This window comes from Rhodovastum atsumiense (genome assembly GCF_937425535.1).
GTDB classification, from domain to species: domain Bacteria; phylum Pseudomonadota; class Alphaproteobacteria; order Acetobacterales; family Acetobacteraceae; genus Rhodovastum; species Rhodovastum atsumiense.
On record NZ_OW485601.1, the window covers coordinates 404,550 to 430,788 of the forward strand.

The following is a 26,239-nucleotide window of genomic DNA, read 5'->3' on the forward strand; positions in this document are numbered from 1 at the left end:
TCCAGTCAGTGGATTTGAACCCGACCATCCCTTTCTGTAAAGCCCCCCGATGCACCAGATGGTTGAAATCTCGGGAACCGACCGTGAACGCGCCAAGTCGTTCAACCGCCGCGTCGTCGTCGAAGCCCTGCACCGCCACGGCCCCTGCAGCCGGGTGGAACTATCCCGGCTGACCGGGCTGTCGCCGCAGACCATCTCCAACATCATCGCCGAGTTCCTGCAGGCCGAACTGGTGCATGTCAGCGGCCGCCGCCTCGGGCGGGGACAGCCGCAGGTGGATCTCGCGCTGCGTGCCGACGCGGCAAGCTCCATCGGCCTCTCGCTCGAACACGACCGGCTGACCGGCGTGCGGATCAACCTCGCCGGCGAACGCCGGGCCGAATTATGCGAAGCCGTGACCGATCCGCGCCCCGCAGCGCTGATCCCGCGCATCATCGCCATGGTCACGGCGCTGCGCGACGGCGTGACGGCCGCCCCCTGGGGGGTGGGGCTGGCCATGCCGGGCCCGTTCGCGACCGATGGCGAAGCCTTCGCCGGCCCCACCACCCTGCCGGGCTGGGGAGAGTTGCCAGTCGCTGACAGGCTCGGTGCGGAACTCGGCCTGAAGGTGCTGGTCGAGCGGGACGCGGCGGCGGCGGCGCGGGCGGAATACCTCTATGGCTGTGCCCGTGGCCTGCGCAGCTTCTTCCACCTGCATTTCGGCCGTGGCCTGGGCGGCAGCGCCTTCACCGACGGCCAGCCGCTGCGCGGCGCGCACGGCAATGCCGGCGAGATCGGGCTGATGGTGGTGGAACCCGGCGGGCGCCGCCATCCGGGCGGACCGGATGGATGCCTGGAAGCCTATGTCTCCATCCATGCGCTGCAGGCGCGGCTGGCCGCGTCCGGGCTGCAGACCATCGACCCCGCGCACGAGGTGGTGCAGGACTGGATCGCCGAAGCGGCCCTGCGGCTGCGCGGCGTCATCGTCACCATCGAGATGCTGTTCGACCCCGAGGCCATCGTGATCGCCGGCCGCCTGCCCCAGGCGGTGATCGCCCGGCTGATCGCGGCGCTGGAGCCGTTGCCGCCGTCCATTGCCTGCCGCACGGGGCGCGGCGTGCCACGGGTGCTCGCGGGCTCGGGCATCGCCGGCAGCCCGGTGCTGGGGGCAGCGGCCCTGCCCTTCTACGACTGGCTGGCCCCGGACCCGCAATCGATGCGCAAGCCCGCCTCACGCCGCCGGCACACCGGCGCCTGATCAGCACTCCGGCAGGTTCAGCGCCAGCCCGCCCTGCGAGGTTTCCTTGTATTTCGACTGCATATCCAGGCCGGTCTGCCGCATCGTCGCGATCACCTTGTCGAGCGAGATCAGATGGCGGCCATCCCCCCGCAGCGCCAGCGACGCCGCGTTGACCGCCTTCACCGCGCCGAAGGCATTGCGCTCGATGCAGGGGATCTGCACCAGCCCGCCGACCGGATCGCAGGTCATGCCGAGATGGTGCTCCATGCCGATCTCGGCGGCGTTCTCGACCTGCTCGTTGCTGCCGCCGAGTGCCGCCACCAACCCGGACGCGGCCATGGAGCACGCCACCCCGACCTCGCCCTGGCAGCCCACCTCCGCGCCGGAAATCGAGGCGTTCATCTTGAACAACGCCCCGATCGCGGTGGCGGTCAGCAGGAACTGGTGCATGCCGGCAGCGGTCGCGCCGACGCAGCCCTCGCGGTAGTAGCGCAGCACCGCCGGCAGCACCCCGGCCGCGCCGTTGGTCGGCGCCGTCACTACCCGCCCGCCGGCCGCGTTCTCCTCGGTCGCGGCGATGGCATAAAGGTTGATCGTATCCATCACCTCGTGCCGGTGGCGGATGTTGCGGTAGCGGTCGGCCTCGATCTGCGCGCGCAGCCGCGCCGCCCGCCGCTGCACCGCGAGCCCGCCAGGCAATTCCCCGTCGCGCTGCATGCCGCGCTCGACGCAGGCCATCATGGTGCCGATGACCCGGTCGAGATGGGCCTCCACCTCCGCCGCCGGGCGCAAGGCGGATTCGTTGGCCATGACGATCTCGGCGATGGACAGGCGGGTGCGCGTGCCGATGCGCAGCAGCTCCGCGCCGGAGCGGAACGGGTACGGCACGTCCGGCGCGCCTGCCAGCGCGGTCTGCCCAACCTGTGCCTCCGGCACCACGAAACCGCCGCCGACCGAGCACCAGCGTTCGGCCACCACCTCCCGCCCCTCCGCGTCCAGCGCCACCAGCGCCAGCGTGTTCGGGTGCACGGGCGGCGGGGCGAGCGTGTCGAAGACCAGGTCCGTCGCTGGTTCGAAGCCGACGACGTGCCCGCCCAGATCGACGGCGCCGCGTGCCGACACCGCGGCGGCAAGGCTGTCGGCGGTATCGGGATCCACCGTGTCGGGCAGTTCCCCGGCGAGGCCCAGGATCACCGCCTTGGCGGTGCCGTGCCCCTTGCCGGTCCAGGCCAGCGAGCCGAACAACGTGACATGCAGCCGCGCCACATCCCTCAGCCGCTCCGAGGCCAGCAGCCCGGCGCGGAAACCGTATGCGGCGCGCATCGGCCCGACCGTGTGCGACGACGACGGGCCAATCCCGATCTTGTAGAGGTCGAAGACGCTGATCATGGAGCGGAGGATGCCGGTTCCCGCGCGTCGGCGTCAAAGGCAGCGTGGCACGGCATGATCCAGGAATAATACCGCAATCAGGTGGAAGCCGGATCGAGGTCGAGCACCAGAGGCCGCACGCCGAGCCGCTCCAGCACGCGCGCGAAATCCTGCGAGCTCAGCGACACGGTGGCGGTGTTGACCAGCGGATGGCAGGTGATGCGTCCAGCCTCCAGCAGCGCCCGGTCCAGCGCCAGCCGCACCTGGCCGGTGGCGTCGTTCACCAGCCCGAGCGGACTGACCGCGCCGGGGGCAAGGCCGAGCGCGGCCAGCAAGGTGGCCGGACTGGCGAAGGAGACCCGCTTCGCCCCGAGCAGCCCCGCCAGGGCCTTCAGGTCGGCGCGGAGCCCGGCGCGCATGGTGACCAGCCAGAGCTGGCCGCGATTGTCCTTCAGCAGCAGGTTCTTGGTGTGCTCGCCGGAAAGCTGCGCCCAGTAGGGCATCGCTTCCTCGACCGTGTGCACCGGCGGGTGCGTCACTTCCTGCACCGGATCGGTGCAGCCGGCGAGCACGGCCCGCAGCCGGTCCTGGCCGGGCACGGTCTCCTCGATGACGGACATGGCGTCTATCCTTCTGCGGCAATGGCGTTGCGGTAGATCGGGAAGGCGGCGCACAGCGCGGCCACGTCCTGGCGCACCCCGGCGATCGCCCGCGGCGCCGCGACGGGATCGGGGAGTGCCGTCAGCACCCGGTCGATCAGCCCGGCGACGCGGCGGAACTCCGCGGCGCCGAAGCCGCGCGTGGTGCAGGCGGGCGTGCCGAGGCGGATGCCCGAGGTCACCGACGGCTTCTCCGGGTCGAAGGGAATGCCGTTCTTGTTGCAGGTGATGCCGGCCTCATCCAGGCCGCGCTCGGCCGCCTTGCCCGTCAGCCCCTTGGGCCGCAGGTCGACCAGGACCAGATGCGTGTCGGTGCCGCCGGAGACAATCGCGGCGCCGCCCCCCGCCAGTTCCGCCGCCAGCACCGCCGCGTTCTCCACCACCTGTCGCGCGTAGTCGCGGAAGGCAGGACGCAGGGCCTCGCCGAGGGCGACCGCCTTGGCAGCGATGACGTGCTCCAGCGGGCCGCCCTGCACGCCCGGAAACACGGCCGAGGCAAGCTTCTTCGCCAGGCTGCCGTCATTGGTCAGGATCATGCCGCCCCGTGGGCCGCGCAGCGTCTTGTGCGTCGTGGTGGTCACCACATGCGCGTGCGGCAACGGGCTCGGATGCACGCCGCCCGCCACCAGCCCGGCGAAATGCGCCATGTCCACCATCAGCCAGGCATCCACCTCATCGGCGATGGCGCGGAAGCGGGTGAAGTCGATGACCCGCGGATAGGCCGAGCCGCCGGCGATGATCAGCCGAGGCCGGTGCGCGCGCGCCAGCCGCTCCACCTCGGCGTAGTCGATGCGCTGCGTCAGCGGGTCCACGCCGTACTGGACGGCGCGGAACCACCGCCCGGAGATCGTCGGCGCCGCGCCATGGGTCAGGTGACCGCCATGGGCGAGGTTCATACCCAGGACGGTGTCGCCCGGCGACAACAGCGCGAACAACACGGCGGTATTGGCCTGGGCGCCGGAATGCGGCTGCACATTGGCAAAGCCGCAGCCGAACAGCGCCTTCGCCCGCTCGATCGCGAGTTGCTCGGTGACGTCGACATGCTCGCAGCCGCCGTAGTAGCGGCGGCCCGGATAGCCCTCGGCGTATTTGTTGGTGAGCACGCTGCCCTGTGCCTGCAGCACCGCGCGGGAGGCGATGTTCTCGGAAGCGATCAGCTCCAGCTTGTCCTGCTGCCGGCCCAGCTCCGCGCCGATCGCGGCCGCGACCTCCGGGTCGATCTCGGCGAGGGACTCCGTGAACAGCGTGGCCCGGTCGGGATGCGGCGCGATCTGATCCATGGCGGCTGGGTCCAATGCGAAAGGAAAGCAGGCAGGCGACTATGCTGATGGTTCGCGGCCTCCGCGCGCCTGCAGCCGACGTGCCGCTTGAACGGAACCGACCTGCCGAGGTGGGCGCAGTTCAGGAATCAGGCCGCAGCACGCCGATCGCGCGCAGATGAGCGAGGATTTCCCGCGCCGCTTCCGCGGGGGCCGGGTTGATCAGAACACGGCCCCGTACCGTCCCGGACTGCTCCGGGCCGGCCTGCAGCAGGCGCGGACGCGGCCGGTACGGTCGTTCCTCCAGCGCCAACGACGGCAGGCCGCCGGGCAATCCGACACCCGGCGACGGCAGCGGCACGCAGCGGCCGCGGCGGGCGCGCGCATAGGCGAAGGGCCATGGTGCCGGCGCGGCCGGATGCACCGTCACCACTGCCGGCAGCCGCACCCGCACGTCGCGCCGTGCCCCGCGCGGCAGGGCCTGGGTCGCCAGCAAGTCGCCGGACGGCAACAGGCGCAGTGCCGCGACATCCGCCACCAGCGGCAGGCCCAACGCCTGCGCCAGCCGATAGGGCAACAGGCCGGCATCGGCGCCACCCAGGCCGCGCCGCCCCGCCAGGATCAGCGCCGGCGCCTCGGCACGCAGCCAGGACGCGAGCACTGGCAACGGATCGGCCTCCGCCGCCACCTTGGGCACGTCGATGCGGTCGAGCCCCATGCCAAGATGCTCGCGCAGCGCCGCATCCTCCGCCCCCGCGTGCAACCCGCTCACCGTGGCGCCGAGCATCCGCGCCAGCCGCGTCGCCTGGGCCTCCACTGCCACCGCGGCCGCCCGGCCGGAAACGGGATGCCGCCCGGCCGACAGCAGCACCGTCGCCGTCCCGGGAAAAGGCAGCACCATGGCCGCCTGCTCTGCCGCAGCGGGCGGCGCTGCCGCGTCACCGGCGGCCAGGGCGGCACACAGCGCCGGCATGACCTGCTGCGCATCGGCGATGACGGACAGGCCGGCACGGGCGACCATAGCGGCGTGCAGGTCGGTATTCACCGCCACCACATGCTGCACCCGGGTGATGCCCTGCAGATGCTGCGGTGCCCCGGCGATGCCAAGCGCGAGATAGCAGGTGGCCTCCAGCACCGAGCCGGAAGCCCCGACCTGCCGCTCCCGCGGCAGGTGCCCGGCATCGCACACCACCCGACTGCCGGCCGGCGTGGCATGCAGCGCCTGGGCCAACGCGACGAAACCGGCGAAGTCGGTGACACCGTTGCCGGCGGCGACGACGAAATCCGCTTCGGCCAGCCGCACCGTCGCCGGATCGGCGAGACGGCGCGGACCGGCCCAAAGACGCGGCGACGCGGCGCCAGCCGTTGCTTCCGGGACCGGGGGCAGCAGCGCGCCCGCACGCGGCGGCCCGGCATGCGGGGCGACCGCATCCACGGCAAGGCTCAGCAGGCGCGACGGCAGGGCGCGTTGCTCCACCCGTCCCGCGCCCGCCCGCCGCACGACCATCCGCGCACCGACCTGCCCGGCCTCGGCGAACAACGGCTCACCCAGTGCCGCGGCCACCCGACGGGCGCTGTCGCCACCGGTCTCGCTTTCCGGGAACAGCACATGCCGGGGATGCCGCGCCGCGATCACGTCGAGGATCGCGGCGGCGCGGGCCTCTGGATCCGCCGACTCCGCCAGCAGCGCCACCAGATCGGCGCCCGCCGGCCCGGCCGGCGCCGTCAGCGCGGGTGCAAGCAGCAGCACCGCCCCGCCCGCATCCGCGGCATCGGCGAGCAGCCGCGCCGCGCCCAGAAGCTGGCGATCATGCGCGGAAAGCTGGCCCGCAGCCCCATCCGCCACCGCCAGCACGAAGAAGGCCGGATGCGCGATGACGCTCACCGGCGGCGGATCGGACGAACGTGCCGCCACGGCCACCGGCAAGGCCGCCCCCACCGCGCCGCGCAGCGTCCGATCAAGCCGGAGCCGCGCTGCCTGGACCACCGCAGCCGCCGCCTCGGCCCGGGGATCGCGCCGCGGCCGACCAGCCGGGCGCAGCGCCAGCCGAGGCCGCGCCCCGCCTTCCACCCTCCGGGCATCGCGTTCCGCCCGGGGATCGCGCCGCGGTCGCGTCATGGCGTGTCCTCCACCGCGGCCAAAAGCAGCTCGGCGATATCCCGCACCTCCGGCCGCGCGCCGGTCACGCCTTCCAGCATCGCCGCGCAACCGGGACAGGCCACGGCCACCAGCTCCGCCCCGACATTCCGCGCCTGCTGCATGCGCAGATCAGGAATCCGTCGCGCGCCCGGCACGTCGGCGAACGGACTGCCGCCACCCCCGCCGCAACACATCGCGCGCTCGCCGTGCCGCGCCATTTCGACCGGCTCCCGCACGATCCGCGTGAGCACGGCACGCGGGGCCTCGGTCCCGCCGTTGTAGCGGGCGAGATAACACGGATCGTGGAAGGTAACCCGGCCAGCGACCGGACGCACGGGAACCAGCCGGCCCGCCCGGACCAGCTCTTCCAGCAGCGCCGTATGGTGCAGCACCGTGTAGTTGCCGCCGAAATCGGGATATTCGTTGCTCAGCACCTGCAACGCATGCGGATCGGCGGTGACGATGCGCCGGAACCGCCGCGTCGCCAGCGTCGCGATATTGGCGCGCGCAAGACGCTGGAACGTCGCCTCGTCGCCCAGCCGCCGTGCGAGGTCGCCACAGTCCCGCTCCTCTGCGCCGAGCACGGCGAAATCAATCCCGGCACGCTGCAGCAACCGCACCAGCGCCCGCAGCGTCCGGCCATGGCGCAGGTCATAGGCGCCTTCGCCAAGCCAGAGCAGCAGGTCGGTCGCCTCGCCCTCGCCGAGGACGCGCAGGTCCAGCCCGGCGGCGAAATCTGTGCGCGCGGCAGGCGGCCGCGCCCCGGGATCGTCCGCCTGCCGCAGCGCCGTCAGCAGCGGTGCCGCCTTCTCCGGCGGGGCGCCACATTCCAGCGTCTGGTACCGGCGCAGCGCGATCACCGCGTCCACGTGCTCGATCATCATCGGGCATTCATGCACGCAGGCGCGACAGGTGGTGCAGGCCCAGAGCGTGTCCGGATGGATCATCGCGTCCCTGCCAATGACGGGCGCCTGCGCACCGCCATGCCCCGGCGTGGCGATGCCCGGGTGCGGACTGCCGGCATAGGCGGGCGCCGTGCCGGGCGGACGCATCGCCGCGGACAGATCCTGGATCAGCCGCTTCGGGTTCAGCCTTTGCCCGGCGGCATTGGCCGGGCAGGCTTCCTCGCAGCGGCCACACTGCACGCAGGCATCGAAACTGACCAGCGTGGTCCAGGGAAAATCCGCCGGCACGCCGACGCCGAGCAGAGGTGCATCAAGATCCAGCGGCCGCAGTCCCGTATCCCGCCCGCCGCCAAAGCGACCCGGACGCGGATGCAGCGCCAGGCCGAGCGCCCCGGCCACGGCGTGCCGCAACGGCGCATCGCGCAGGCGCCACACCAGAAAGCCACCGCCCAGCGCCGCCAGGGCAAGGCCAACACCCCCCAACGGCAGTTCCGGCCGCAGCACTCCGGCGAACGCCACCAACAGCACGCCCGTTTCATGCAGCCCGAGCCAGAGCGGCAGCCACAGGAACCGTCCACCGGACAGCGACGCCGGACGTACCGGCACGCGTCGCCGCGCCACCAGCACGGCCCCCGCCAGCGCGCAGGCGAACGCCAGAGCCACGACACCCCAGTACGGGCGCGCCATAGCCAGCCCCGGCACAACCCCCAACGCCAGAAGCACGCTGCCGCCAAGTAATCCACCCGCCGCGACCATGTGCATGCGCGCCGCCGCCGGACGCCGACCGACCACGTCATGGACATCGTGCAGATAGCGGCCGGGCAAGGCCCACAAGCCACCGATCCAGTCCACCCGCACGGAACGTCCGGTCCGCCACAGCCGCGCCAGACAGAGGACCTCGGTCAGCCCCCAGACGGCGAGCAGCCAGGGCAGGAAGGGGAGCAGATGTGTCGCCATGATGGCTTTTCAGGAATGCAAAGAAAGGCCAGGGCTCTGCCCTGGACCTGCCAAGGGCCACAAGGCCCTTGGATCCCGCGACGCGCTGCGCGGCACAGAGTATCGGGTTCCAAGGGCGAAGCCCTTGGTGGAGGTCCAGGAGGCAAAGCCTCCTGGTCGGGTGCGGGGCAACGCCCCGCGAACCACGGCTACAGGTCCTTGCACAGGCGCAGCGCGTCGTAGAGCGCGGCGTGGATGTTCCGTCCGGCCACGGCATCGCCGATGCGGTACAGCGCGAAGCCGTCACCGCGCGGCTGTGGCTGACCCGCGATCAGCGCCCGCGAATCGATCTCGCCCTGGTTGCATGATTGTTCGCGCAGCGCGTGGTACAGCCCGTCCACCGGCAGCGTGCCCTGCTCCACCACCACATGGTCGACGAGGCGTTCCTCCTCGGCGTCGGTCATGGTGTTGCGCAAGGCCGCGACCAAGCGATTGCCTTCGCGATAGACCTCGAACAGCACCATGTTTGGCGTCATCACCACGCCGAGCCGGTACAGCTCGCGCAGATGGACCGGCTGGTTGGTCATGCCGATTTCCTCGCCGACCATGCGGTCCTGCGTCACCAGCTCCACCAATGCACCGCGCTGCGCCATCCGCTCGGCGGTGGAAGCAGCGTTGTGCTGGCCCATGCCGTCGTAGAGCAGCACCGAGCCGGTCGGCTCCAGCCTGCCGGTCAGCACGTCCCAGGTCGAAGCGACCAGATCCGCCCCCTTGATGCCGCCGAGATTCGGCGTGCCGCCGGTGGCGATGATGACCACGTCGGGGGCTTGCGCCAGCACCAGGGCTTCGGTCGCCTCGGTGCCAAGGTGCAGGTCCACGCCGAGCCGCCGCACCTGGCCTTCCAGCCAGCGCGGGATGCCCGACAGTGCCTCGCGCCAGGTGGCGCGGGCGGCGATGGTGATCTGGCCGCCGACCTGCGGCGCCTTCTCGAACAGCACCACGGAATGGCCACGCTCGGCGCAGACGCGCGCGGCTTCCAGCCCGGCCGGCCCGGCGCCCACCACCACCACACGCCGCCGCTCCGCCGCGCGCGGGATCACGTGCGGCATCGTTTCCTCGCGACCGGTGGCGGCGTTCTGCAGGCAGAGCGCATCGCCGCCGACATAGATGCGATCGATGCAATAGCCGGCGCCGACGCACTGGCGGATGTCGTCCTCGCGCCCCTCGCTCAGCTTGCGCACCAGATGCGGGTCGGCGATGTGCGCCCGGGTCATCGCCACCATGTCCACATGCCCCTCCGCGACCGCTCGCGTCGCGGTAGCAAGATCGGTGACACGCTGGGCATGAAACACCGGGATGTCGAGTTCCCGCTTCATGGCGCTCGGCAGATGCAGGAACGGGGCGACCGGAAAGGCCATGTTCGGCAGGCTGACCGCATGCGACATGTGGTCGCGTGCCTGCCCGCCGATGACGTTGACGAAGTCGATCAGGCCGCGCCGTGCATATTCGGCGGCGATGGCGAGCGCTTCCTCCGGCCGGATGCCGCCGTCAACCATCTCGTCGCCGGACATGCGCATGCCGATGACGTAGTCATCCCCGACCGTGGCGCGCATTGCCTCCAGCACTTCCAGCCCGAAGCGCATGCGGTTGGCGAGGCTGCCGCCGTACTCGTCGGCACGGCTGTTGACCGATGGGCTCCAGAACTGGTCGAGCAGATGCCCGTGCGCGCCGGAGATCTCGCAGCCATCCAGCCCGCCTTCGCGGCAGCGCCGCGCGGCGGCGGCGAAGTCGGCCACCACGCGGGCGATGTCGGAGCGCTCCATCTCCTTGGGGATCGACCGGCTGGCCGGCTCGCGATGGGTAGAGGGAGAGATGACCGGCAGCCAGTTATCCGTGTCCCAGCGCGTGCGCCGGCCCATATGGGTCAACTGGATCATCAGCCGCGCGCCGTGACGGTGGATGCGTTCGGCGAAGTCGCGGAACACCGGGATGATGGAATCGTCGGCGACGGAGATCTGGTTCCACGGCGTCGCCGGGCTGTCGGGCGCGACGGACGACGATCCGCCGAACATGGTCAGCCCGATGCCGCCCTTCGCCTTTTCCTCGTGGTAGCGCTGGTAGCGCTCCAGCGGCTTGCCGCCGCTGCCATAGCCGGGGGCGTGGCTGGTGCTCATCACCCGGTTGCGGATGGTGACCGACTTGATCCGCAGCGGCTTCAGCAACGCCTCGGCATGGGGACTCATGCAGGACACTCCCGACGCAGGGGAAAGGGACGCCCCGGCTCAGACATGGAACTCAAGCGCCGCCTCGTGCAGGAACTGCCGGACATAGGCGGCGAAGGAACGCCAGACCTCGACGCGGAACGTGTCCGGCGCGGTGCGCCACAGCACGATCTGGCATTTACCGAGGATGGTGCGGGTGCACATCCCGACCGGGAACGCCTCCGGCGAGAGATCAAGCGGACAGCCGGTGTTCAGCACCGCCTCGGCCTCGGGGCCGGAGATCGCGAAGGCCACCTGCCGATGACTGATATCCACCACGGCATGCGGCGTGTTGGCCAGCGCTGCTTCAAGCCGCGCAACCAACGCCGTTTCCTCGCCCTCCGGCACGACCAGCAGCCACTCGTCGGGGCCGAGCCAGAGCGCGGCCCGGTCGCCGGCGGTGCTGGCACGACAGGCGGCACGGGGCAGCGTCAGGCCAAATGCCGCGTCCGCGGCATCGACCACCTCCGATCCGCCCCGCAACGAAAGACGCGTCGCCGCGGGCAGCACGGTGAGGATCTGCTCAGGCATCGAGGCGCGCTCCTTCGGGATCGTAGAAGACCGGGCTTGTCACCTTCACGGGGATGTCGCGCCCGGGCAGGGAGACATGGATCGTCTGGCCGACCAGGGCGCGACCGCCGCTGATCAGCGCCAGCGCGATGGATCGCCCGAGCGTCGCACTGAAATAGGCCGAAGTGACATGGCCGAGCGCCCGCACCGGTGGCACGGCGCCGGGGCCGACGGTCAGATGTGCCCCCTCCTCCAGCACGATGCCGGGATCCTCGGTCAACAGGCCCACCACCTGCTTGCGCGCGGGATCGCGCATGGCCGGCAGCGAGAGGGACCGCTTGCCGACGAAGTCCACCTTGGTTTTGGCGATTGCCCAGGACAGCCCGGCATCGTCGGGCGTCACCGTGCCGTCGGTTTCCTGGCCGACGATGATGTAGCCCTTCTCGGCGCGCAGCACATGCATCGTCTCCGTGCCGTAAGGGGTGATGCCATGCGGTTGACCCGCCGCGTGGATCGCCTCCCACACGGCGCGGCCATGGGCGGCGGGCACGTTGACCTCGAAACCGAGCTCTCCGGAGAAGGACACGCGGAACAGACGCATCGGCACACCGTGGATCCGGCCTTCCACCACCGCCATGTGCGGCAGTGTCTGCGCCGAGAGGTCGACGCCTTCCACCAGATCCTGCAATACCAGCCGGGCTTTCGGCCCCTGGACGGCAATCACCGCCCATTGCTCGGTGGTCGAGGTCAGCCAGACCCGCAGGTCCTGCCACTCGGTCTGCAGGTAGTCCTCCATCAGCGCCAGCACACGGGCGGCGCCGCCGGTGGTCGTGGTGACGTGGAAGCGATCGGCGGCGATGCGACCGACCACGCCGTCATCAAGCACGAAGCCTTCCTCACGCAGCATCACGCCGTAGCGGCAACGCCCCGGGGCCAGCTTCGTCCAGGCGTTGACATACATGCGGTTCATGAACTCGGCCGCGTCCGGACCGACCACCTCGATCTTGCCCAGCGTCGAGGCGTCGAACAGACCGACGCCGCCGCGCACGGCGCGGCACTCGCGCGCCACCGCCTCGTCCATGGTTTCGGTGCCGCGCGGGAAGTAGCGGGCACGCTTCCACATGCCCACGTCCTCGAACACCGCCCCCTGCGCGACCGCCCAGTCATGGATCGGCGTGGTGCGGATGGGCTCGAACAGGTCGCCACGCGCGAGCCCGGCGAAGCCGCCGAAGGTCACCGGCGTATAGGGCGGGCGGAACGTGGTCAGGCCGACTTTCTCAACCTCCCGCCCGAGCACCTGCGAGACGATGCCGAGCGCGTTCATGTTGGAGGTCTTGCCCTGGTCGGTCGCCATGCCGGTCGCGGTATAGCGCTTGACGTGCTCGATGGAATGGAAGCCTTCCCGCGTCGCCAGCACCAGGTCGCGGGCGGTCACGTCGCTCTGGAAATCGACGAAGGCCTCGCCGGACACCGCGCTGTCGCGCTGCGGCAGGCTGCCGATATGCCCGCCCGTGCCCGTCTCGGCGCCGGCAACCGCGAAGCTGCGCGGGGCCGCACCGCCGAACCCGGCGGCACGGGCCGCGCCTTCCCCGGCCGCAGTGCCGTCGGCAAGCGCCGCGGCCAGGCCGAACACGCCGCGACAGGCCCCGGCCGAGCGCTCATGCTCGACCGAGGCGCCCGGCAGGTAGATCTGCCGCGCGGCATCGAAGCGGAGCGTGCCGCGCGTCTGCGAGAACAGATGCACGCTCGGGGTGAAGCCGCCCGACATCAGCACCAGATCGCATGCCACCGGTTCCGGCGCACCGTCGCCGCCGAGCGGGGCAAGGGTAGCGCCGGCGACGCGCAGCCGACCGCGCGTGCCGGCAATCGTGGTCGCCGTGCGCACCGGCAGGCCGGCAGCGCGCGCCGCTTCCACCAGCGGACCGCCAGGGGCGGGCCGGATATCGGCAATGGCGACGATGGCGATCCCGGCGTGGTTCAGGTCAAGCGCGGCCCGGTACGCCTCGTCATGCGCGGTGACGATCACCGCGCGCGTGCCGCAGCGCACGCCATACCGCGTGGCGTAGGTGCGGGCGGCATCGGCGAGCATGACGCCCGGCCGGTCATTGCCGGGGAACACCAGGGGACGTTCCAGCGCGCCAGCGGCGAACACGATCTCCCGCGCGCGCACCTGCCACAACCGTTCACGCGGCAGTGCCGGATCGGGACCGGCAAGATGATCCGTCACGCGCTCGGCAAGGCCGACCATATTGTGCGGATAATAGCCGAAGGCCGTGGTGCGGCTGAACAACCGCACCCGCTCATGCCGGTGCAACGCGGCCAGCGTATCGGCCAGCCACAGCGCGGCCGGGCGCCCGTCGATTGTCGCCGTGGTGTCGGCCAGCAGGGAACCGCCGAACTCCGCCTGCTCGTCGCACAGGATCACCCGCGCGCCCGCCTCCGCCGCCGCCAGCGCCGCCGCGAGGCCGGCCGGCCCGCCGCCGACGACCAGCACGTCGGCATGGGCGTAGCGGCTGACATAGCGGTCCGCATCCGCCGCGACCGGGGCGCGGCCGAGCCCGGCGAGGGCCCGCAGCCGCGGCTCGTAGAATTTGTCCCAGGCGCCGCGCGGCCACATGAAGGTCTTGTAGTAGAAGCCGGGCGGCATGAACGGCCCGGCGAGCCCGGCCAGCGCCCCGAGGTCAAAGCGCAGCGAGGGCCAGCGGTTCTGGCTCTCGGCCTTCAGCCCTTCGTACAGCTCCACCTGGGTCGCGCGCAGGTTCGGCGAATAATGCGCCTCGTCCCGCCCGACGCCCACCAGCGCGTTCGGTTCGTCCGATCCCGCCGCGAGGATGCCGCGCGGGCGATGGAACTTGTAGGACCGGGCCAGAAGATGCACGCCGTTGCCGAGCAGGGCGGAAGCCAGGGTGTCCCCCTGGTAGCCGATATAGGAACGGCCATCGAAGCTGAACCGCAGCTTCCGCCCGCGGTCGATGCGCCCGCCGGATGCGGTGCGGAAGGACGGGCTCATGCGACCTCCTTGCCGCCCAGGTCCGGGCGCGGCTCGCCGGTCCTGTACGTCGCCAGGATCCGGTCGCTGATGGTGTTGCGCAGCACGTTGAAGTACCGCCCGCAGCCATGCACGTGGCGCCAGCGCTCGGCGTAGTCCCCCTTGGGGTTGGTGCGGACATAGAGATACTCGGCCCATTCCGCGTCGGTGAGCGCGGCCGGGTTCGCCGGGCGGGCGATATGTGCCTCGCCGCCGTAGCTGAATTCCAACTCCGGGCGCTTGCCGCAATAGGGACACTCGATCAGCAGCATGGGTCGGCCTTCCGGCAGGACAGGGAAGAAATCATCGCAGGCACTGTCTCAGTGCGCCACCGCGGCGGCGGCGGATTCGTCGATCAGCATGCCGTCGCGGAACCGGTCCATGGCGAACGGCGCCGCCAGCGGATGCGGCTCGCCCTTCGCCAGCGTCCAGGCGAAAATGTTGGCCGAGCCCGGCGTGGCCTTGAAGCCGCCGGTGCCCCAGCCGCAATTGACGAACAGCCCGGGCACCGGTGTCTTGCCGATGATCGGCGAGCGGTCGCGGGTGTTGTCGACGATGCCACCCCAGTTGCGCAGCATGCGCAGGCGGCGGAACATCGGGAACAGGTCGCAGATCGCGTCCAGCGTGTGCGCGGCGATGTGCAACCCACCGCGCTGGCTGTAGGAATTGTAGGAATCGGTGCCGGCACCGATCACCATCTCGCCCTTGTCGGACTGGCTGATATAGGCGTGCACGGTGTTCGACATGACGATGCAGGGAAAGGCCGGCTTCACCGGCTCCGAGACCAGCGCCTGCAGCGGCGTGGAATCGAGCGGCATGCGCACCCCCGCCATCGCCATCACCATCGAGGTGTGCCCCGCCGCCGAAACCCCCACCCGGCGCGCCCGGATCGTCCCGCGCGTGGTATCGACGCCACAGACCGCCCCCTGTGCGTCGCGCAGGATGCCGGTGACCTCGCAATTCTGGATGATATCGACGCCGCGCGCGTCGGCGGCGCGGGCGAAGCCCCAGACCACCGCATCGTGTCGCGCCGTGCCCGCCCGGCGCTGCAGCGCCGCGCCAAGCACCGGATAGCGCAGGGTGGGCGAGATGTTCAGCGGCGGGCAGAATTCCCGCGCCTGCTCCGGCGTCAGCCACTCGTTATCGATGCCTTGCAGGCGGTTGGCGTGAACATGGCGCTTGAAGGATTGCACGTCATGCACGGTGTGCGCGAGCATCAGGCAGCCGCGCTGGGAGAACATGACGTTGTAGTTCAGCTCCCGGGCCAGCCCCTCCCACAGCTTGACCGAGTGCTCGAACAGCGCCGCGCTCTCGTCGAAGAGGTAGTTGGAGCGGATGATCGTGGTATTGCGGCCCGAATTGCCGCCGCCGATCCAGCCGCGCTCCAGCACCGCCACGTTGCGGATGCCGTGCTCCTTGGCGAGGTAATAGGCCGCCCCCAGCCCGTGGCCACCGCCGCCGACGATGATGACGTCGTACTCGGGCCTTGGCTCCGGCGAGCGCCACTGCGGGGACCAGCCCATCTGGCCGCGCAGGCTCTGCTGAAGGAGGGAGAGAGCCGAGAATCGCTGCATGTCCTGTCCGTCCGACCTTGCCGGAACCAGGCTTATCGCATGGGCGCTTCGCGGCGGGCGAGCATGGGGGCGCCCGGTCCCTTGAACAAATGCGACATTCGTCTGCCTGCGAACCCGGCCGCCTTGCGAGGCGGGGCGATCGTGTCTATGCGGCATCCCTGCCGCCTGAAGGCTCACGGGACGTCTCCCGGATCAGCCTGACCGCGCCGCCACACTCCGACACATCGCATCAGCCTGCGTGCATCGAAGGAACCAGCCATGAAGACCCGTGCCGCCGTCGCCTGGGCCGCCAACCAGCCGCTCACGATCGAGACCGTGGACCTCGAAGGCCCGAAGGCAGGCGAGGTCCTGGTGGAAGTCATGGCCACCGGGATCTGCCACACCGACGCCTATACGCTCTCGGGCCTGGACTCAGAGGGCCTGTTTCCCGCGATCCTCGGCCACGAGGGGGCGGGCATCGTGCGCGAGGTCGGGGCCGGCGTCACCAGCGTGAAGCCGGGCGACCACGTCATTCCGCTCTACACGCCGGAATGCCGCCAGTGCAAAACCTGCCTCAGCCAGCGCAGCAATCTCTGCACCTCGATCCGCGGCACCCAGGGCAAGGGGGTGATGCCGGACGGCACCTCGCGCTTCTCCTGCGAGCCGGTCGGCGGCAGCCAGCCCCTGTTCCACTACATGGGCTGCTCGACCTTCTCCAACTTCACCGTGCTGCCGGAGATCGCCCTGGCCAAGGTGCGCGAGGACGCGCCGTTCGACAAGATCTGCTACATCGGCTGCGGCGTCACCACCGGCATCGGCGCGGTGATCTTCACGGCCAAGGTCCGGCCCGGCTCCACTGTCGCCGTGTTCGGCCTGGGCGGCATCGGGCTGAACGTGATCCAGGGTGCGCGGATGGTGGGCGCGGACCGGATCATCGGCGTGGACATCAACCCGGCGCGGCAGGAAATCGCCCGCAAATTCGGCATGACCCATTTCGTCAACCCGACCGAAATCGGCAGCGACAAGGTCGTGCAGGCGGTGCAGGACCTGACCGGCGGCGGTGCCGACTACTCCTTCGACTGCACCGGCAATGTCACGGTGATGCGCCAGGCGCTGGAAAGCTGCCATCGCGGCTGGGGGGAAAGCATCATCATCGGCGTGGCCCCCGCCGGTGCCGAGATCTCCACCCGCCCCTTCCAGCTCGTCACCGGGCGCGTCTGGAAGGGCTCGGCCTTCGGCGGTGCGCGCGGGCGCACCGACGTGCCGCGGATCGTCGACTGGTACATGGAAGGCAAGATCAACATCGACGACCTGATCACCCACACCATGCCGCTCGAGGACATCAACAAGGGCTTCGAGCTGATGCATGCCGGGGAGTCGATCCGCTCGGTGGTCGTCTACTGAGCGATTGAGGGGCGGCGCCGGCACCCATCCGGCGCCAGCCTGCCTACAAAATGGGCCAATCAACAGCAAAATGCATACACGACGCCACTTTGCCGCAGTTTTGTGCGGAAACGTCGGATTTTTACATCTGATGTCGTGAATCTGCAAATCGTGAGTCCATCCCGTTCAAGAACACGCCGGGGTTTTCGGGTCTGCTGATCAACGATCAATCAACCGGAACAAAACGGCGAGGAACTCAAGATGGATCATCGGATGGGCCCGCCCGCGACGCGGTTGATGTCCCCCCCGACCGGAGACAGTGACGCACCCGCCGCCGGCCAGGATCCCACCGGCTGTACCGGGCATCCTCGCCAGGATCTGGTGCGTCTCGACGCCATCCACAAAAGCTTTGGCCATCACGAAGTCATCAAGGGCGTCGATCTGCGGCTGCATGCGGGAGAGGTGGTCGCCATCATCGGGCCGAGCGGGTCCGGCAAAAGCACGCTGCTGCGCTGCGTGAACCTGCTGGAGCCGCCGACCGAGGGCCGGGTCACCGTGGCCGGCGTGACCTACGAGGCAGGCAAGCCCTGCCCACGCAAGGACCTGGCCCGGTTGCGCCGCGCCGTCGGCATGGTGTTCCAGTCCTTCAACCTGTTTCCGCACCTGACCGTGCTGCGCAACATCTGCCTCGCGCAGGAACGCACCCTGGGCCGCAGCCGCGACGAGGCGGAAGCGATTGCCATGCAGTTGCTGCGACGGGTGGGACTTGCCGACAAGGCACATCAGTATCCGGCCCGCTGCTCGGGCGGCCAGCAGCAGCGCATCGCCATCGCCCGGGCCCTCGCGCTTGGGCCACAGGTCATGCTGTTCGACGAACCCACCTCGGCCCTCGACCCCGAGCTCGGGCTCGAAGTACTGGCGGTGATGCGCGAACTGGCCGAGGGCGGGATGACCATGATCGTGGTCACGCACGAGATGCATTTCGCCGAAAGCGTCTCGAATCGCGTGATGATCATGGCCGATGGCGTCGTGGTCGAGGAAGGCCCGAGCGCGAGCGTCATGCGCAATCCGCAGACCGAACGGGGACAGCGCTTCCTGCACGCGGTCAAGGACCGATGATCATCCTCGAGGACCTGGCGGCGATCCTGGCCGGCCTGCCGTCGACGGTTGCGCTCACCGCCCTCTCCTTCCTGATCGGCCTGGTGCTGGGCGTGCCGCTCTGCGCCATGCGGTTCTCAAAGCTCAACCTGGTGCGCTTCACCAGCATGGCGCTGATCCTGACCTTCCGCGCGATCCCGCCGATCGTCTGGCTGTTCTTCATCTTCTTCGGTGTCGGCTTCGGCTATGTCCAGCTTGACCCGTTCACCTCGGCGGCGATCGGGCTCGGCCTCATCACCGCGGCCAACATGGCCGAGATCTATCGTGGCGCGCTCGCGGCCATCCATGTCGGGCAATGGGAAGCCTCGCTGGCGCTGAACCTGCCCTTGCGCCACGAGCTGATCGACGTGATCGGGCCGCAGGTGGTGCGGATCGCCTTCCCCTCGGCGACCACCTACGCGATCGGCCTGCTGAAGGACACCGCCGTCGCCTCGGCGATCGGTGTCCAGGACATCTCGTTCCAGGCCTACCATCTTTCGCAGCAGACCTTCCGCGGGCTCGATGTCTACGCCGCGGCTGGCCTTGTCTACATCATCGTCAGCCTGCCGATCGCCTGGCTCGCGCGGCGGGCCGACCAGCGGCTGAAGGCGCACGTGGCACCATGAGCGACGTCCTGGAATTCTGGATCGAGTGGTTCCCTTCGCTGCTCGATGGCTTCGTGATCAGCCTGGAGGTGACGGCTGCCTGCCTGCTGCTTGGCATCCCGCTCGGCATGGTGCTGGCGCTCGGGGTGCAGGCGCGGTCGCGACTGGCGCGCTGGTCCGCCCTGGCGGTGGTGGAAATCGGGCGCGGCACGCCGGCGCTGATCCTGCTGCAATTCGCCTATTTCGGCCTGCCGACGGCGGGGCTGTCGCTTTCTTCCTTCGTGGCGGCGAGCCTCGCCTTGGCCTGGTGCACCGGCGCCTACACCAGCGAGATCATCCGCGCCGGGCTGGAAGCGGTTCCGCCCGGGCAGCGCGAAGCGGCCGCCGTGATCGGGCTGAGCCATCTCGATGCGCTGCGCTACGTGATCCTGCCGCAGGCGCTGCGGGTTTCCGTACCGGCGCTGCTCGGCTTCGCCATCATCATGCTGCAGGCGAGTTCGCTCTGCTTCACGATCGCGCTGCCGGAGATCGTGAGCCAGGCCTACATGGTCGGCTCCAATACCTTCCGCTACCTGCCGATCTTCGTTCTCGCCGGGCTGATGTTCGCCGCGGTCTGCATCCCGGCGACGATCCTGGTGTCCCTGCTGGAGCGACGTCTCGGCCACCACGCCGCCTGAGCCCATCCGGGCGACTCCCCCCAACAGAAGGCTGACCCGCATGATGACCATGAGACCGCGTTTCCTCGCCGCGCTGCTCGTCGCAGGCCTGCTTGGTTGTGGCACGGCCGGGGCACAGACCTGCAAGCCCGCCCACAAGATCGATTCGCTGGTGAGCCCCGGCAAGCTCACGGTGGCAATCTACGAATATCCCCCCTACGCCATCACCGCGGGGGGCGAGATCGGCGGCGTCGACGGCGAGATCGTCAAGAGCATCGCCAAAGCCGAATGCCTGACCGTGGTGCCGATCGTGATCGATCCGGCGGCCGGGATCCAGCACGTGATCAGCGGCAAGGCCGACGTCGCCGTCGGCGACTGGTACCGCACCGCCGAGCGGGCGAAGGTCATGGGCCTGTCCCATCCCACCTATCTCGACCAGATGGGCATCTACTCGAAGGATGGCGCCTCCACCGTCGCCGCCCTGGTTGGCAAGAAGGTGGGCGCGGTCGCCGGCTTCATGTGGGTGCCCGACCTGCAGAAGCTGCTTGGCGGCAACTTCAAGATCTATCCGAACCCGGTCGCGCTGATGCAAGATCTCGTCGCCGGGCGCGTCGAGATGGGCGTGGACAGCTACGGCACCGGCGCCTACGCGCAGAAGAAGGGCGCCTATCCGGGCATCATCGTCAAGGTGGCCCAGCCCGACCCGCGGGTGAAGGCAACCGCCGACGCGGCGCAGGCCACCGTGCTCTACACCAAGGGCAATGCCTCGCTCGGGGCGGCGATCGATGCGAACATCGTCGAGATGCACCGCAACGGCGCCCTGGCGGGCTTCCTGAAGTCCTTCGGCCTCGATCCGTCGGGGGCCGATACCGGCACGCCGCGCGTCATGAACTAGCCGCCCAGGGGCGGCATCGGATCTTGCCCTGCCGCCACCCACGGGGCCAAACTCCGGCATGGCCCCGGAACGCCACGGACGAAGCGGAGAACGAATGCCTGCGATGCAGCCTCGTATCCTGAAGATCGGCTTCGTCCTGGCCAACGGCTTCACCATGTCGGCCTTCGCGCTGTTCGTGGACATGCTGCGGCTCGCCGCCGACGAGGGCGACGGTTCCCGCCAGTTGCGCTGCTCCTGGAGCGTCATCGGCCGTCCCGACCAGCCGATCCGCAGCAGCAGTGGCGTCTCCGTCACGCCCACGCATGGCTACGAGCAGCCGCGGAACTTCGACTATGTCGTGCTGGTCGGCGGTATCCTGCACGCTGGCCCGAGCCTGGGCCCGGCGGCAAGCGCCTATCTGCACGAAGCGGCCCTGAGCGGCGTGCCGCTGATCGGCGTCTGCACCGGTAGCCTGCTGCTCTGCCGCGAGGGGCTGATGAACGGCCGGCGCTGCTGCGTCAGCTGGTACCACTACCAGGATTTCCTGAACGAATTTCCCGACCACCAGGTCACGGCGGACCGGCTGTTCCTGGTCGATGGCGACCGCATCACCTGTTCCGGCGGCGGCGGCGTGGCCGACCTCGCCGCCTACCTGATCGAGCGGCATTTCAGCCAGGCGGTGGCGCAGAAGACGCTGCACATCCTGCTCTATGACCGGGCGCGCAGTGCCGAGGCGGCGCAGCCCCATCCGCCGATGTCGGTCGGGGTCAGCGACGAGCGCGTGCGCCGCGGCCTGCTGCTGATGGAGCAGAACATCGCCTCTCCCCTGCCCATCCCCGAGATCGCCAGCCGCCTCGGCCTGACCGTGCGGCACCTGGAGCGGCTGTTCCAGGAAGCGCTGTCGACCAGCCCGGCCTCGGCCTATCGCGACCTGCGCCTGCGCTACGCGACCTGGGTGCTGAGCAACACCGACCTGAGCGTAACGGAAGTGGCGTTGCAGGCGGGCTTCGCCGACTGCGCCCATTTCTCACGCCAGTTCCGCAAGGCCTATGGCCATCCGCCCAGCCGCCGGCGGCAGGACGCCGGGGCCACGTTCCCGGACGCCAGCCGGTTCAACCACCGGGCGATCTCCTTTGCCGAGATGCCGCTGCCTGCCCGCCCGCGACCGCCCGCCCGACGCGGCCCGTAACGGCCGCGCCGGCAGTGTCCCGCTGCCTCGGTCTCAGCGTGCGCCGGCAAGCGCCGCCGCGCGGGTGGAGGTGATGCTGCTCGACGGGGTCAGCACCTCGGGATCGACGCGCAACTCGATCAGCGCCGGTCCCGGCGCGGCCAGGGCGCGCGCGAACGCGGCGGGGAATTCGGCATCCTCGGTCACCGTCTCGCCGCTGCCGCCGAGGGCACGGGCCAGCGCGGCGAAATCGGTGCGCAGATCGAGCCCGGTGCCGCTTACCCGGCCGGGATAGCGGCGCTCCTGGTGCATGCGGATGGTGCCGTAGATGCCGTTGTTGACGACGATCTGCACCAGCTTCGCGCCGCACTGCACCGCGGTCGCGAATTCCTGCATCGTCATCATGAAGCAGCCATCGCCGGAAAACGCGACCACCGGCGTGCCCGGACGGGTCAGTGCCGCGGCGACGGCGGCCGGGGTGCCGAAGCCCATGGAACCGCTGGTCGGCGCCAGCTCGGTGCCGAAGCGCCGGTAGCGGAAGAAGCGGTGCAGCCAGATGGCGTAGTTGCCGGCGCCGTTGCTGATGATGGCGTCATCGGGCAGGGCGGCGCGCACCTGCTGCACCACCTTACCCAGATCGAGCGCCCCGCCCGCTTCGGCCGGCGTGCTGAAGGCAAGGTAGCCGGCATGCAGCGCAGCGGTCCGCGCTGCATCGGCCCGTGCCACCGTGCCCAGCGCCCGCAGCGCGGCGGCGGCGGAACGCATGTCGGCGGCGATCGGCAGGTCGGGGAAATAGACCCGTCCCGGTTCTTCCGGGTCGGGATGAATGTGCACCAGCGTCTGGCGCGGCCGTGGCGGCTCGATCAGGGTGTAGCCGCTGGTGGTCATCTCGCCCAGGCGCGCGCCCAGCACCAGCAGCAGGTCGGACTCGCGGATCGCTTTCGCGAGGCCGGGATCGATGCCGATGCCGACATGGCCGGCATAATTGGGATGCTCGTTATCCAGCAGGTCCTGACAGCGGAACGACACGCCGACCGGCAGCGCATTGGCCTCGGCGAAATGGCGGATGTCCGCGCAGGCCGCTTCCGTCCAGCCGCCACCACCCAGCAGCAGGAAGGGCTTCTGCGCCGCCGCCAGCAGCGCGCGCACCTCATCGAGCGCTGCCGGGGTGGGGGCGGATTCGGCCGGCCGGGCGGGGGCCAGTGCCGCCGCGCCGGCGGGCTGGCGCAGCATGTCCTCGGGCAGCGCCAGCACCACCGGCCCGGGCCGGCCGGAGAGCGCCACATGGAAGGCCCGGCTGACATATTCCGCCATGCGCGACGGGTCGTCGATCTGCGCGACCCATTTCGCCATCTGCCCGAACATGCGGCGATAGTCGATTTCCTGGAACGCCTCGCGGTCGATCTGCGAGCGCGCCACCTGGCCGATGAACAGGATCATCGGCAGCGAATCCTGGAAGGCGACGTGCACGCCGGAACAGGCGTTGGTGGCGCCCGGCCCGCGGGTCACCATGCAGATGCCGGGGCGGCCGGTCAGCCGGGCCTGGGCGGCAGCCATCATCGCCGCCCCCCCTTCCTGGCGGGCGTTGATGAACTGGATCGGCTGCTGGTACAGCGCGTCGAGCACCGCCAGGAAGCTCTCGCCCGGCACGCCGAAGATGGTATCGACGCCATTGGCGAGCAGGCCGTCCACGAGCCGCGTGGCGGCGGTTGGGGCAGTCATCGTCAGGTCTCCGGTCATGCGGCGGGGGGACGCAGGGTCGCCACCGCGCGGGCGATGCGCGCCAGCGCCTCGCGCAGTTCCTCGATGGCTGTGGCGTAGGAGATGCGGAAATAAGGGGCGAGCCCGAAGGCCGAGCCCGGCACCACCGCGACCCCCGCGTCGTGCAGCAGGAAGCTGCAGAAATCGCGGTCGGAGGCGATCGTCCTGCCGTCCGGCGTCGTGGCCCCGATCACCCCGGCGCAACCGGGGAACACGTAGAACGCGCCCTGCGGCCGCAGGCAGCTCAGGCCGGGAATGGCGTTGAGCGCGTCCACTACCAGGTCCCGCCGCGCCTGGAAGGAGTCGCGGCGGGCAGCCAGTCCGTCCTGCGGCCCTTTCAGGGCGGCGAGCGCCGCCGCCTGGCTGACCGAGGATGGGCAGGAGGTGGACTGGCTCTGCACCACCGCCATGGCCCGGATCAGCGCGGCGGGGCCGCCGCCATAGCCGATCCGCCAGCCGGTCATGGCATAGGCCTTGGAGACGCCGTTCACCGTCAGCGTGCGCGCCCACAGCTCCGGCTCGACCGCGGCCGGGGTGGCGAAGGCCAGCCCGTCGTAGAGGATGTGCTCGTAGATGTCGTCGGCGATCACCCAGACCTGCGGATGGCGCAGCAGCACATCCAGCACCGGGCGGTACTCGGCGGCCGTGAAGGCCGCGCCGGTCGGGTTGCCCGGGGAATTGAGGATAATCCAGCGGGTGCGCGGCGTGATCGCCGCTTCCAGCGCGGCCGGGTCCGGGCGGAAGCCGTTGGCCTCGGTGCAGGCCAACGTCACCGGTACGCCGCCGGCGATGCGCACCATGTCGAGATAGGAGACCCAGCACGGCGTCGGGATGATCACCTCATCGCCAGGATCGAGGGTCGCCATCAGCGCGTTGTGGATGACCTGCTTGGCCCCGGCGCCGACGCTGATCTCGGCGGGCGTGTAATCAAGGCCGTTGTCGCGGCGGAACTTGGCGGCGATCGCCGCCTTCAGCGCCGGCATGCCGTCGAGCGCGGTGTATTTGGTCGCGCCGGCGCGCATGGCCTGGGCGGCGGCCTCCTTGATGGGATCAGGCGTGTCGAAATCCGGCTCGCCGGCGCCGAGGATGATGATGTTCGCCCCCGCCTGCCGCAGCCGCAGCGCCTCGGCGCCGATGCGCAGGATCTCCGAGACGCCGATGCCGCCGAGCCGGGCGGCGGCGCGGAACGCCGTCGCGTCGGAAAGCTGGTCCATGGGTGTGCGCCCCGCCGCTCAGGTGATGTCGAACCGCACGCCCTGGGCGAGCGGCAGGCTGCGGCCGTAATTGATGGTGGCGGTGGCGCGGCGCATATAGCCCTTCCAGGCATCCGAGCCGGATTCCCGCCCGCCGCCGGTTTCCTTCTCGCCGCCGAACGCCCCGCCGATCTCCGCCCCGGAGGGGCCGATATTGACGTTGGTGATGCCGCAATCCGAGCCGTTGACCGACAGGAACGCCTCGCTCTCGCGCAGGTCGTTGGTGAAGATCGACGAGGACAGGCCCTGCGGCACCGCGTTGTTCAGCGCCAGCGCCGCATCCAGCGTGTCATAGCGCATCACGTACAGGATCGGCGCGAAGGTTTCCTCGCAGACCGGCTCGGTCTGGGCGGGCATCTCCACCAGGGCCGGGCGCACGTAGAACGCGTCCGCCGCGCCGGCATCGACGCGCTCGCCGCCGTGCACCACGCCGCCGGCGGCGCGGGCCTCGGCCAGGGCGCGCTGCATGGCGGCGAAGGCCTGGCCGTCGATCAGCGGCCCGACCAGCGTGCCTTCGCTCAGCGGGTCGCCGACCGGCACCGAGCGGTACGCGGCCCGCAGCCGCGGCACCAGCACGTCGTAGACCTCCGCCTGCACGAACAGCCGCCGCAGCGTGGTGCAGCGCTGGCCGGCGGTGCCCATGGCGGCGAAGGCGATGGCGCGCACCGCCAGATCGAGATCGGCGCTCGGGCAGACGATGGCGGCGTTGTTGCCGCCGAGCTCCAGGATGGCACGGGCGAAGCGCGCCGCCAGCCGCGGCGCCAAAGCCCGGCCCATGGCGGTCGAGCCGGTCGCCGAGACCAGCGGCACCAGCGGATGTTCGGCCAGCTTCTCGGCCAGCTCCTGCCCGCCCAGCAGCAATTCCGCCAGCCCCTCCGGCGCGCTGCCTCCGGCGGCGACGAAGCGGTCCTGCGCCCGGCGCAGCAGCGCCAGCGTTGCCAGCGCGCAGAGCGGCGTGCGTGGCGAGGGCTTCCACACCGTGCTGTTGCCGCAGACCAGCGCCAGCGCGGCGTTCCAGGCCCAGACCGCGACCGGGAAGTTGAAGGCCGAGATGATGCCGGTGACGCCGAGCGGATGCCAGGTCTCCATCATCCGGTGCTCGGCCCGCTCGGTGGCGATGGTCAGGCCGTGCAGCTGCCGCGACAGGCCGACGGCGAAGTCGCAGATGTCGATCATCTCCTGGACCTCGCCCTGGCCCTCGGAGGCGACCTTGCCCACCTCGATCGACACCAACCGCCCGAGCGCGGCCTTGGCGGAGCGCAGTTCCAGGCCGAACAGCCGGACCAGTTCGCCGCGCTGCGGCGCCGGCACCTGCCGCCACTGCAGGAACGCGGCCTGCGCCCGTGCCAGCTTCGCCTCGGCGTCGGCATCGCTGTCGGTGACGACCCGGCCGAGGATGCTGCCATCGATCGGCGAACGCAGGGCCAGGGCGCCATCCGGTCGCAGCGCATCCGCCACTCCGAGGGTGGCGAGCAGGTCACGGACCTCGGCGGGGAGGTTGCGGGAGGCTGGGAGCATGGGGATCTCTCGCGGCTTGACGATGAAAAGGAGTGACGCGGGCGGA

The 26,239-nt window shown here is 70.3% G+C and carries 20 protein-coding genes; 7 read left to right on the forward strand and 13 right to left on the reverse strand.

The genetic code is table 11. The annotated features are described in order from the left end of the window. Positions 1 to 58 precede the first annotated feature (58 nt). Positions 59 to 1,237, forward strand: a complete 1,179-nt coding sequence (locus tag NBY65_RS01695; RefSeq protein WP_162530380.1) for an ROK family transcriptional regulator — start codon at positions 59 to 61, stop codon at positions 1,235 to 1,237. On the opposite strand, the gene NBY65_RS01700 is transcribed toward NBY65_RS01695, so the two are convergent. The 10 genes from NBY65_RS01700 to NBY65_RS01745 all read right to left on the reverse strand — a co-directional run bounded on the left by NBY65_RS01700 (position 1,238) and on the right by NBY65_RS01745 (position 15,859). Further along, positions 1,238 to 2,608, reverse strand: coding sequence for an L-serine ammonia-lyase (locus NBY65_RS01700; protein ID WP_150039053.1), 1,371 nt, complete (start codon positions 2,606 to 2,608; stop codon positions 1,238 to 1,240). Between the two features lie 77 nt (positions 2,609 to 2,685). Further along, positions 2,686 to 3,207 carry a prolyl-tRNA synthetase associated domain-containing protein gene (locus tag NBY65_RS01705; RefSeq protein WP_150039054.1) on the reverse strand — a complete coding sequence of 174 codons (522 nt, stop codon included), beginning with the start codon at positions 3,205 to 3,207 and terminating at the stop codon, positions 2,686 to 2,688. A gap of 5 nt (positions 3,208 to 3,212) precedes the next feature. Continuing rightward, positions 3,213 to 4,526 carry a serine hydroxymethyltransferase gene (glyA, locus tag NBY65_RS01710; RefSeq protein WP_150039055.1) on the reverse strand — a complete coding sequence of 438 codons (1,314 nt, stop codon included), beginning with the start codon at positions 4,524 to 4,526 and terminating at the stop codon, positions 3,213 to 3,215. Positions 4,527 to 4,647: 121 nt separating this feature from the next. Next, positions 4,648 to 6,624, reverse strand: a complete 1,977-nt coding sequence (locus NBY65_RS01715; protein ID WP_203330361.1) for an FAD-binding protein — start codon at positions 6,622 to 6,624, stop codon at positions 4,648 to 4,650. Then, positions 6,621 to 8,507: a DUF3483 domain-containing protein gene (locus NBY65_RS01720; RefSeq protein WP_150039056.1), complete on the reverse strand. Its 1,887-nt coding sequence runs from the start codon at positions 8,505 to 8,507 to the stop codon at positions 6,621 to 6,623. Before NBY65_RS01720 ends, NBY65_RS01715 begins: the two co-directional genes overlap by 4 nt. 188 nt (positions 8,508 to 8,695) lie before the next feature. After that, entirely contained in the window at positions 8,696 to 10,729 is a 2,034-nt protein-coding gene (locus NBY65_RS01725) for an NADH:flavin oxidoreductase (RefSeq protein ID WP_150039057.1), read from the reverse strand. A gap of 39 nt (positions 10,730 to 10,768) precedes the next feature. Continuing rightward, positions 10,769 to 11,278 (reverse strand): sarcosine oxidase subunit gamma, encoded by a 510-nt coding sequence (locus NBY65_RS01730; RefSeq protein WP_150039058.1) that lies wholly within the window; start codon positions 11,276 to 11,278, stop codon positions 10,769 to 10,771. Continuing rightward, the gene (locus NBY65_RS01735) at positions 11,271 to 14,267 is read right to left on the reverse strand and encodes a sarcosine oxidase subunit alpha family protein (RefSeq protein ID WP_150039059.1); all 2,997 of its coding nucleotides are present in this window, start codon (positions 14,265 to 14,267) and stop codon (positions 11,271 to 11,273) included. Before NBY65_RS01735 ends, NBY65_RS01730 begins: the two co-directional genes overlap by 8 nt. Beyond that, a complete protein-coding gene (locus NBY65_RS01740) occupies positions 14,264 to 14,557 on the reverse strand; it encodes a sarcosine oxidase subunit delta (protein ID WP_150039060.1) in 294 nt (97 codons plus the stop codon). The genes NBY65_RS01735 and NBY65_RS01740 overlap by 4 nt, the downstream gene beginning before the upstream one ends. Positions 14,558 to 14,605: 48 nt before the next feature. Next, on the reverse strand, positions 14,606 to 15,859 hold the full coding sequence (locus tag NBY65_RS01745; RefSeq protein ID WP_150039061.1) for a sarcosine oxidase subunit beta family protein: 1,254 nt from the start codon (positions 15,857 to 15,859) through the stop codon (positions 14,606 to 14,608). A 258-nt stretch (positions 15,860 to 16,117) separates the two neighbouring features. Here NBY65_RS01745 and NBY65_RS01750 point away from each other — a divergent pair, with 258 nt between their 5' ends. From NBY65_RS01750 to NBY65_RS01775, 6 genes are all read left to right on the forward strand, one after another. Then, positions 16,118 to 17,242 carry an S-(hydroxymethyl)glutathione dehydrogenase/class III alcohol dehydrogenase gene (locus NBY65_RS01750; RefSeq protein ID WP_150039062.1) on the forward strand — a complete coding sequence of 375 codons (1,125 nt, stop codon included), beginning with the start codon at positions 16,118 to 16,120 and terminating at the stop codon, positions 17,240 to 17,242. A gap of 240 nt (positions 17,243 to 17,482) precedes the next feature. Then, positions 17,483 to 18,340 (forward strand): amino acid ABC transporter ATP-binding protein, encoded by an 858-nt coding sequence (locus NBY65_RS01755; RefSeq protein WP_275266208.1) that lies wholly within the window; start codon positions 17,483 to 17,485, stop codon positions 18,338 to 18,340. After that, the gene (locus NBY65_RS01760; RefSeq protein WP_150039063.1) at positions 18,337 to 18,984 is read left to right on the forward strand and encodes an amino acid ABC transporter permease; all 648 of its coding nucleotides are present in this window, start codon (positions 18,337 to 18,339) and stop codon (positions 18,982 to 18,984) included. Before NBY65_RS01755 ends, NBY65_RS01760 begins: the two co-directional genes overlap by 4 nt. Further along, on the forward strand, positions 18,981 to 19,640 hold the full coding sequence (locus NBY65_RS01765) for an amino acid ABC transporter permease (RefSeq protein WP_150039064.1): 660 nt from the start codon (positions 18,981 to 18,983) through the stop codon (positions 19,638 to 19,640). Before NBY65_RS01760 ends, NBY65_RS01765 begins: the two co-directional genes overlap by 4 nt. A 40-nt stretch (positions 19,641 to 19,680) precedes the next feature. Next, on the forward strand, positions 19,681 to 20,514 hold the full coding sequence (locus tag NBY65_RS01770) for a substrate-binding periplasmic protein (protein ID WP_203330362.1): 834 nt from the start codon (positions 19,681 to 19,683) through the stop codon (positions 20,512 to 20,514). 103 nt (positions 20,515 to 20,617) lie between these two features. Beyond that, a complete protein-coding gene (locus NBY65_RS01775) occupies positions 20,618 to 21,682 on the forward strand; it encodes a GlxA family transcriptional regulator (protein WP_162530381.1) in 1,065 nt (354 codons plus the stop codon). A gap of 33 nt (positions 21,683 to 21,715) precedes the next feature. Here NBY65_RS01775 and NBY65_RS01780 read toward each other — a convergent pair whose 3' ends face one another. Genes NBY65_RS01780 through amaB form a run of 3 tightly spaced genes read right to left on the reverse strand, consistent with a single transcriptional unit; the run spans position 21,716 to position 26,193 of the window. Then, a complete protein-coding gene (locus tag NBY65_RS01780; protein WP_150039066.1) occupies positions 21,716 to 23,383 on the reverse strand; it encodes a thiamine pyrophosphate-binding protein in 1,668 nt (555 codons plus the stop codon). A gap of 14 nt (positions 23,384 to 23,397) precedes the next feature. After that, entirely contained in the window at positions 23,398 to 24,636 is a 1,239-nt protein-coding gene (locus NBY65_RS01785; protein ID WP_150039067.1) for a pyridoxal phosphate-dependent aminotransferase, read from the reverse strand. 18 nt (positions 24,637 to 24,654) lie between these two features. Continuing rightward, positions 24,655 to 26,193 (reverse strand): L-piperidine-6-carboxylate dehydrogenase, encoded by a 1,539-nt coding sequence (amaB, locus tag NBY65_RS01790; protein ID WP_150039068.1) that lies wholly within the window; start codon positions 26,191 to 26,193, stop codon positions 24,655 to 24,657. Positions 26,194 to 26,239: the final 46 nt, after the last annotated feature.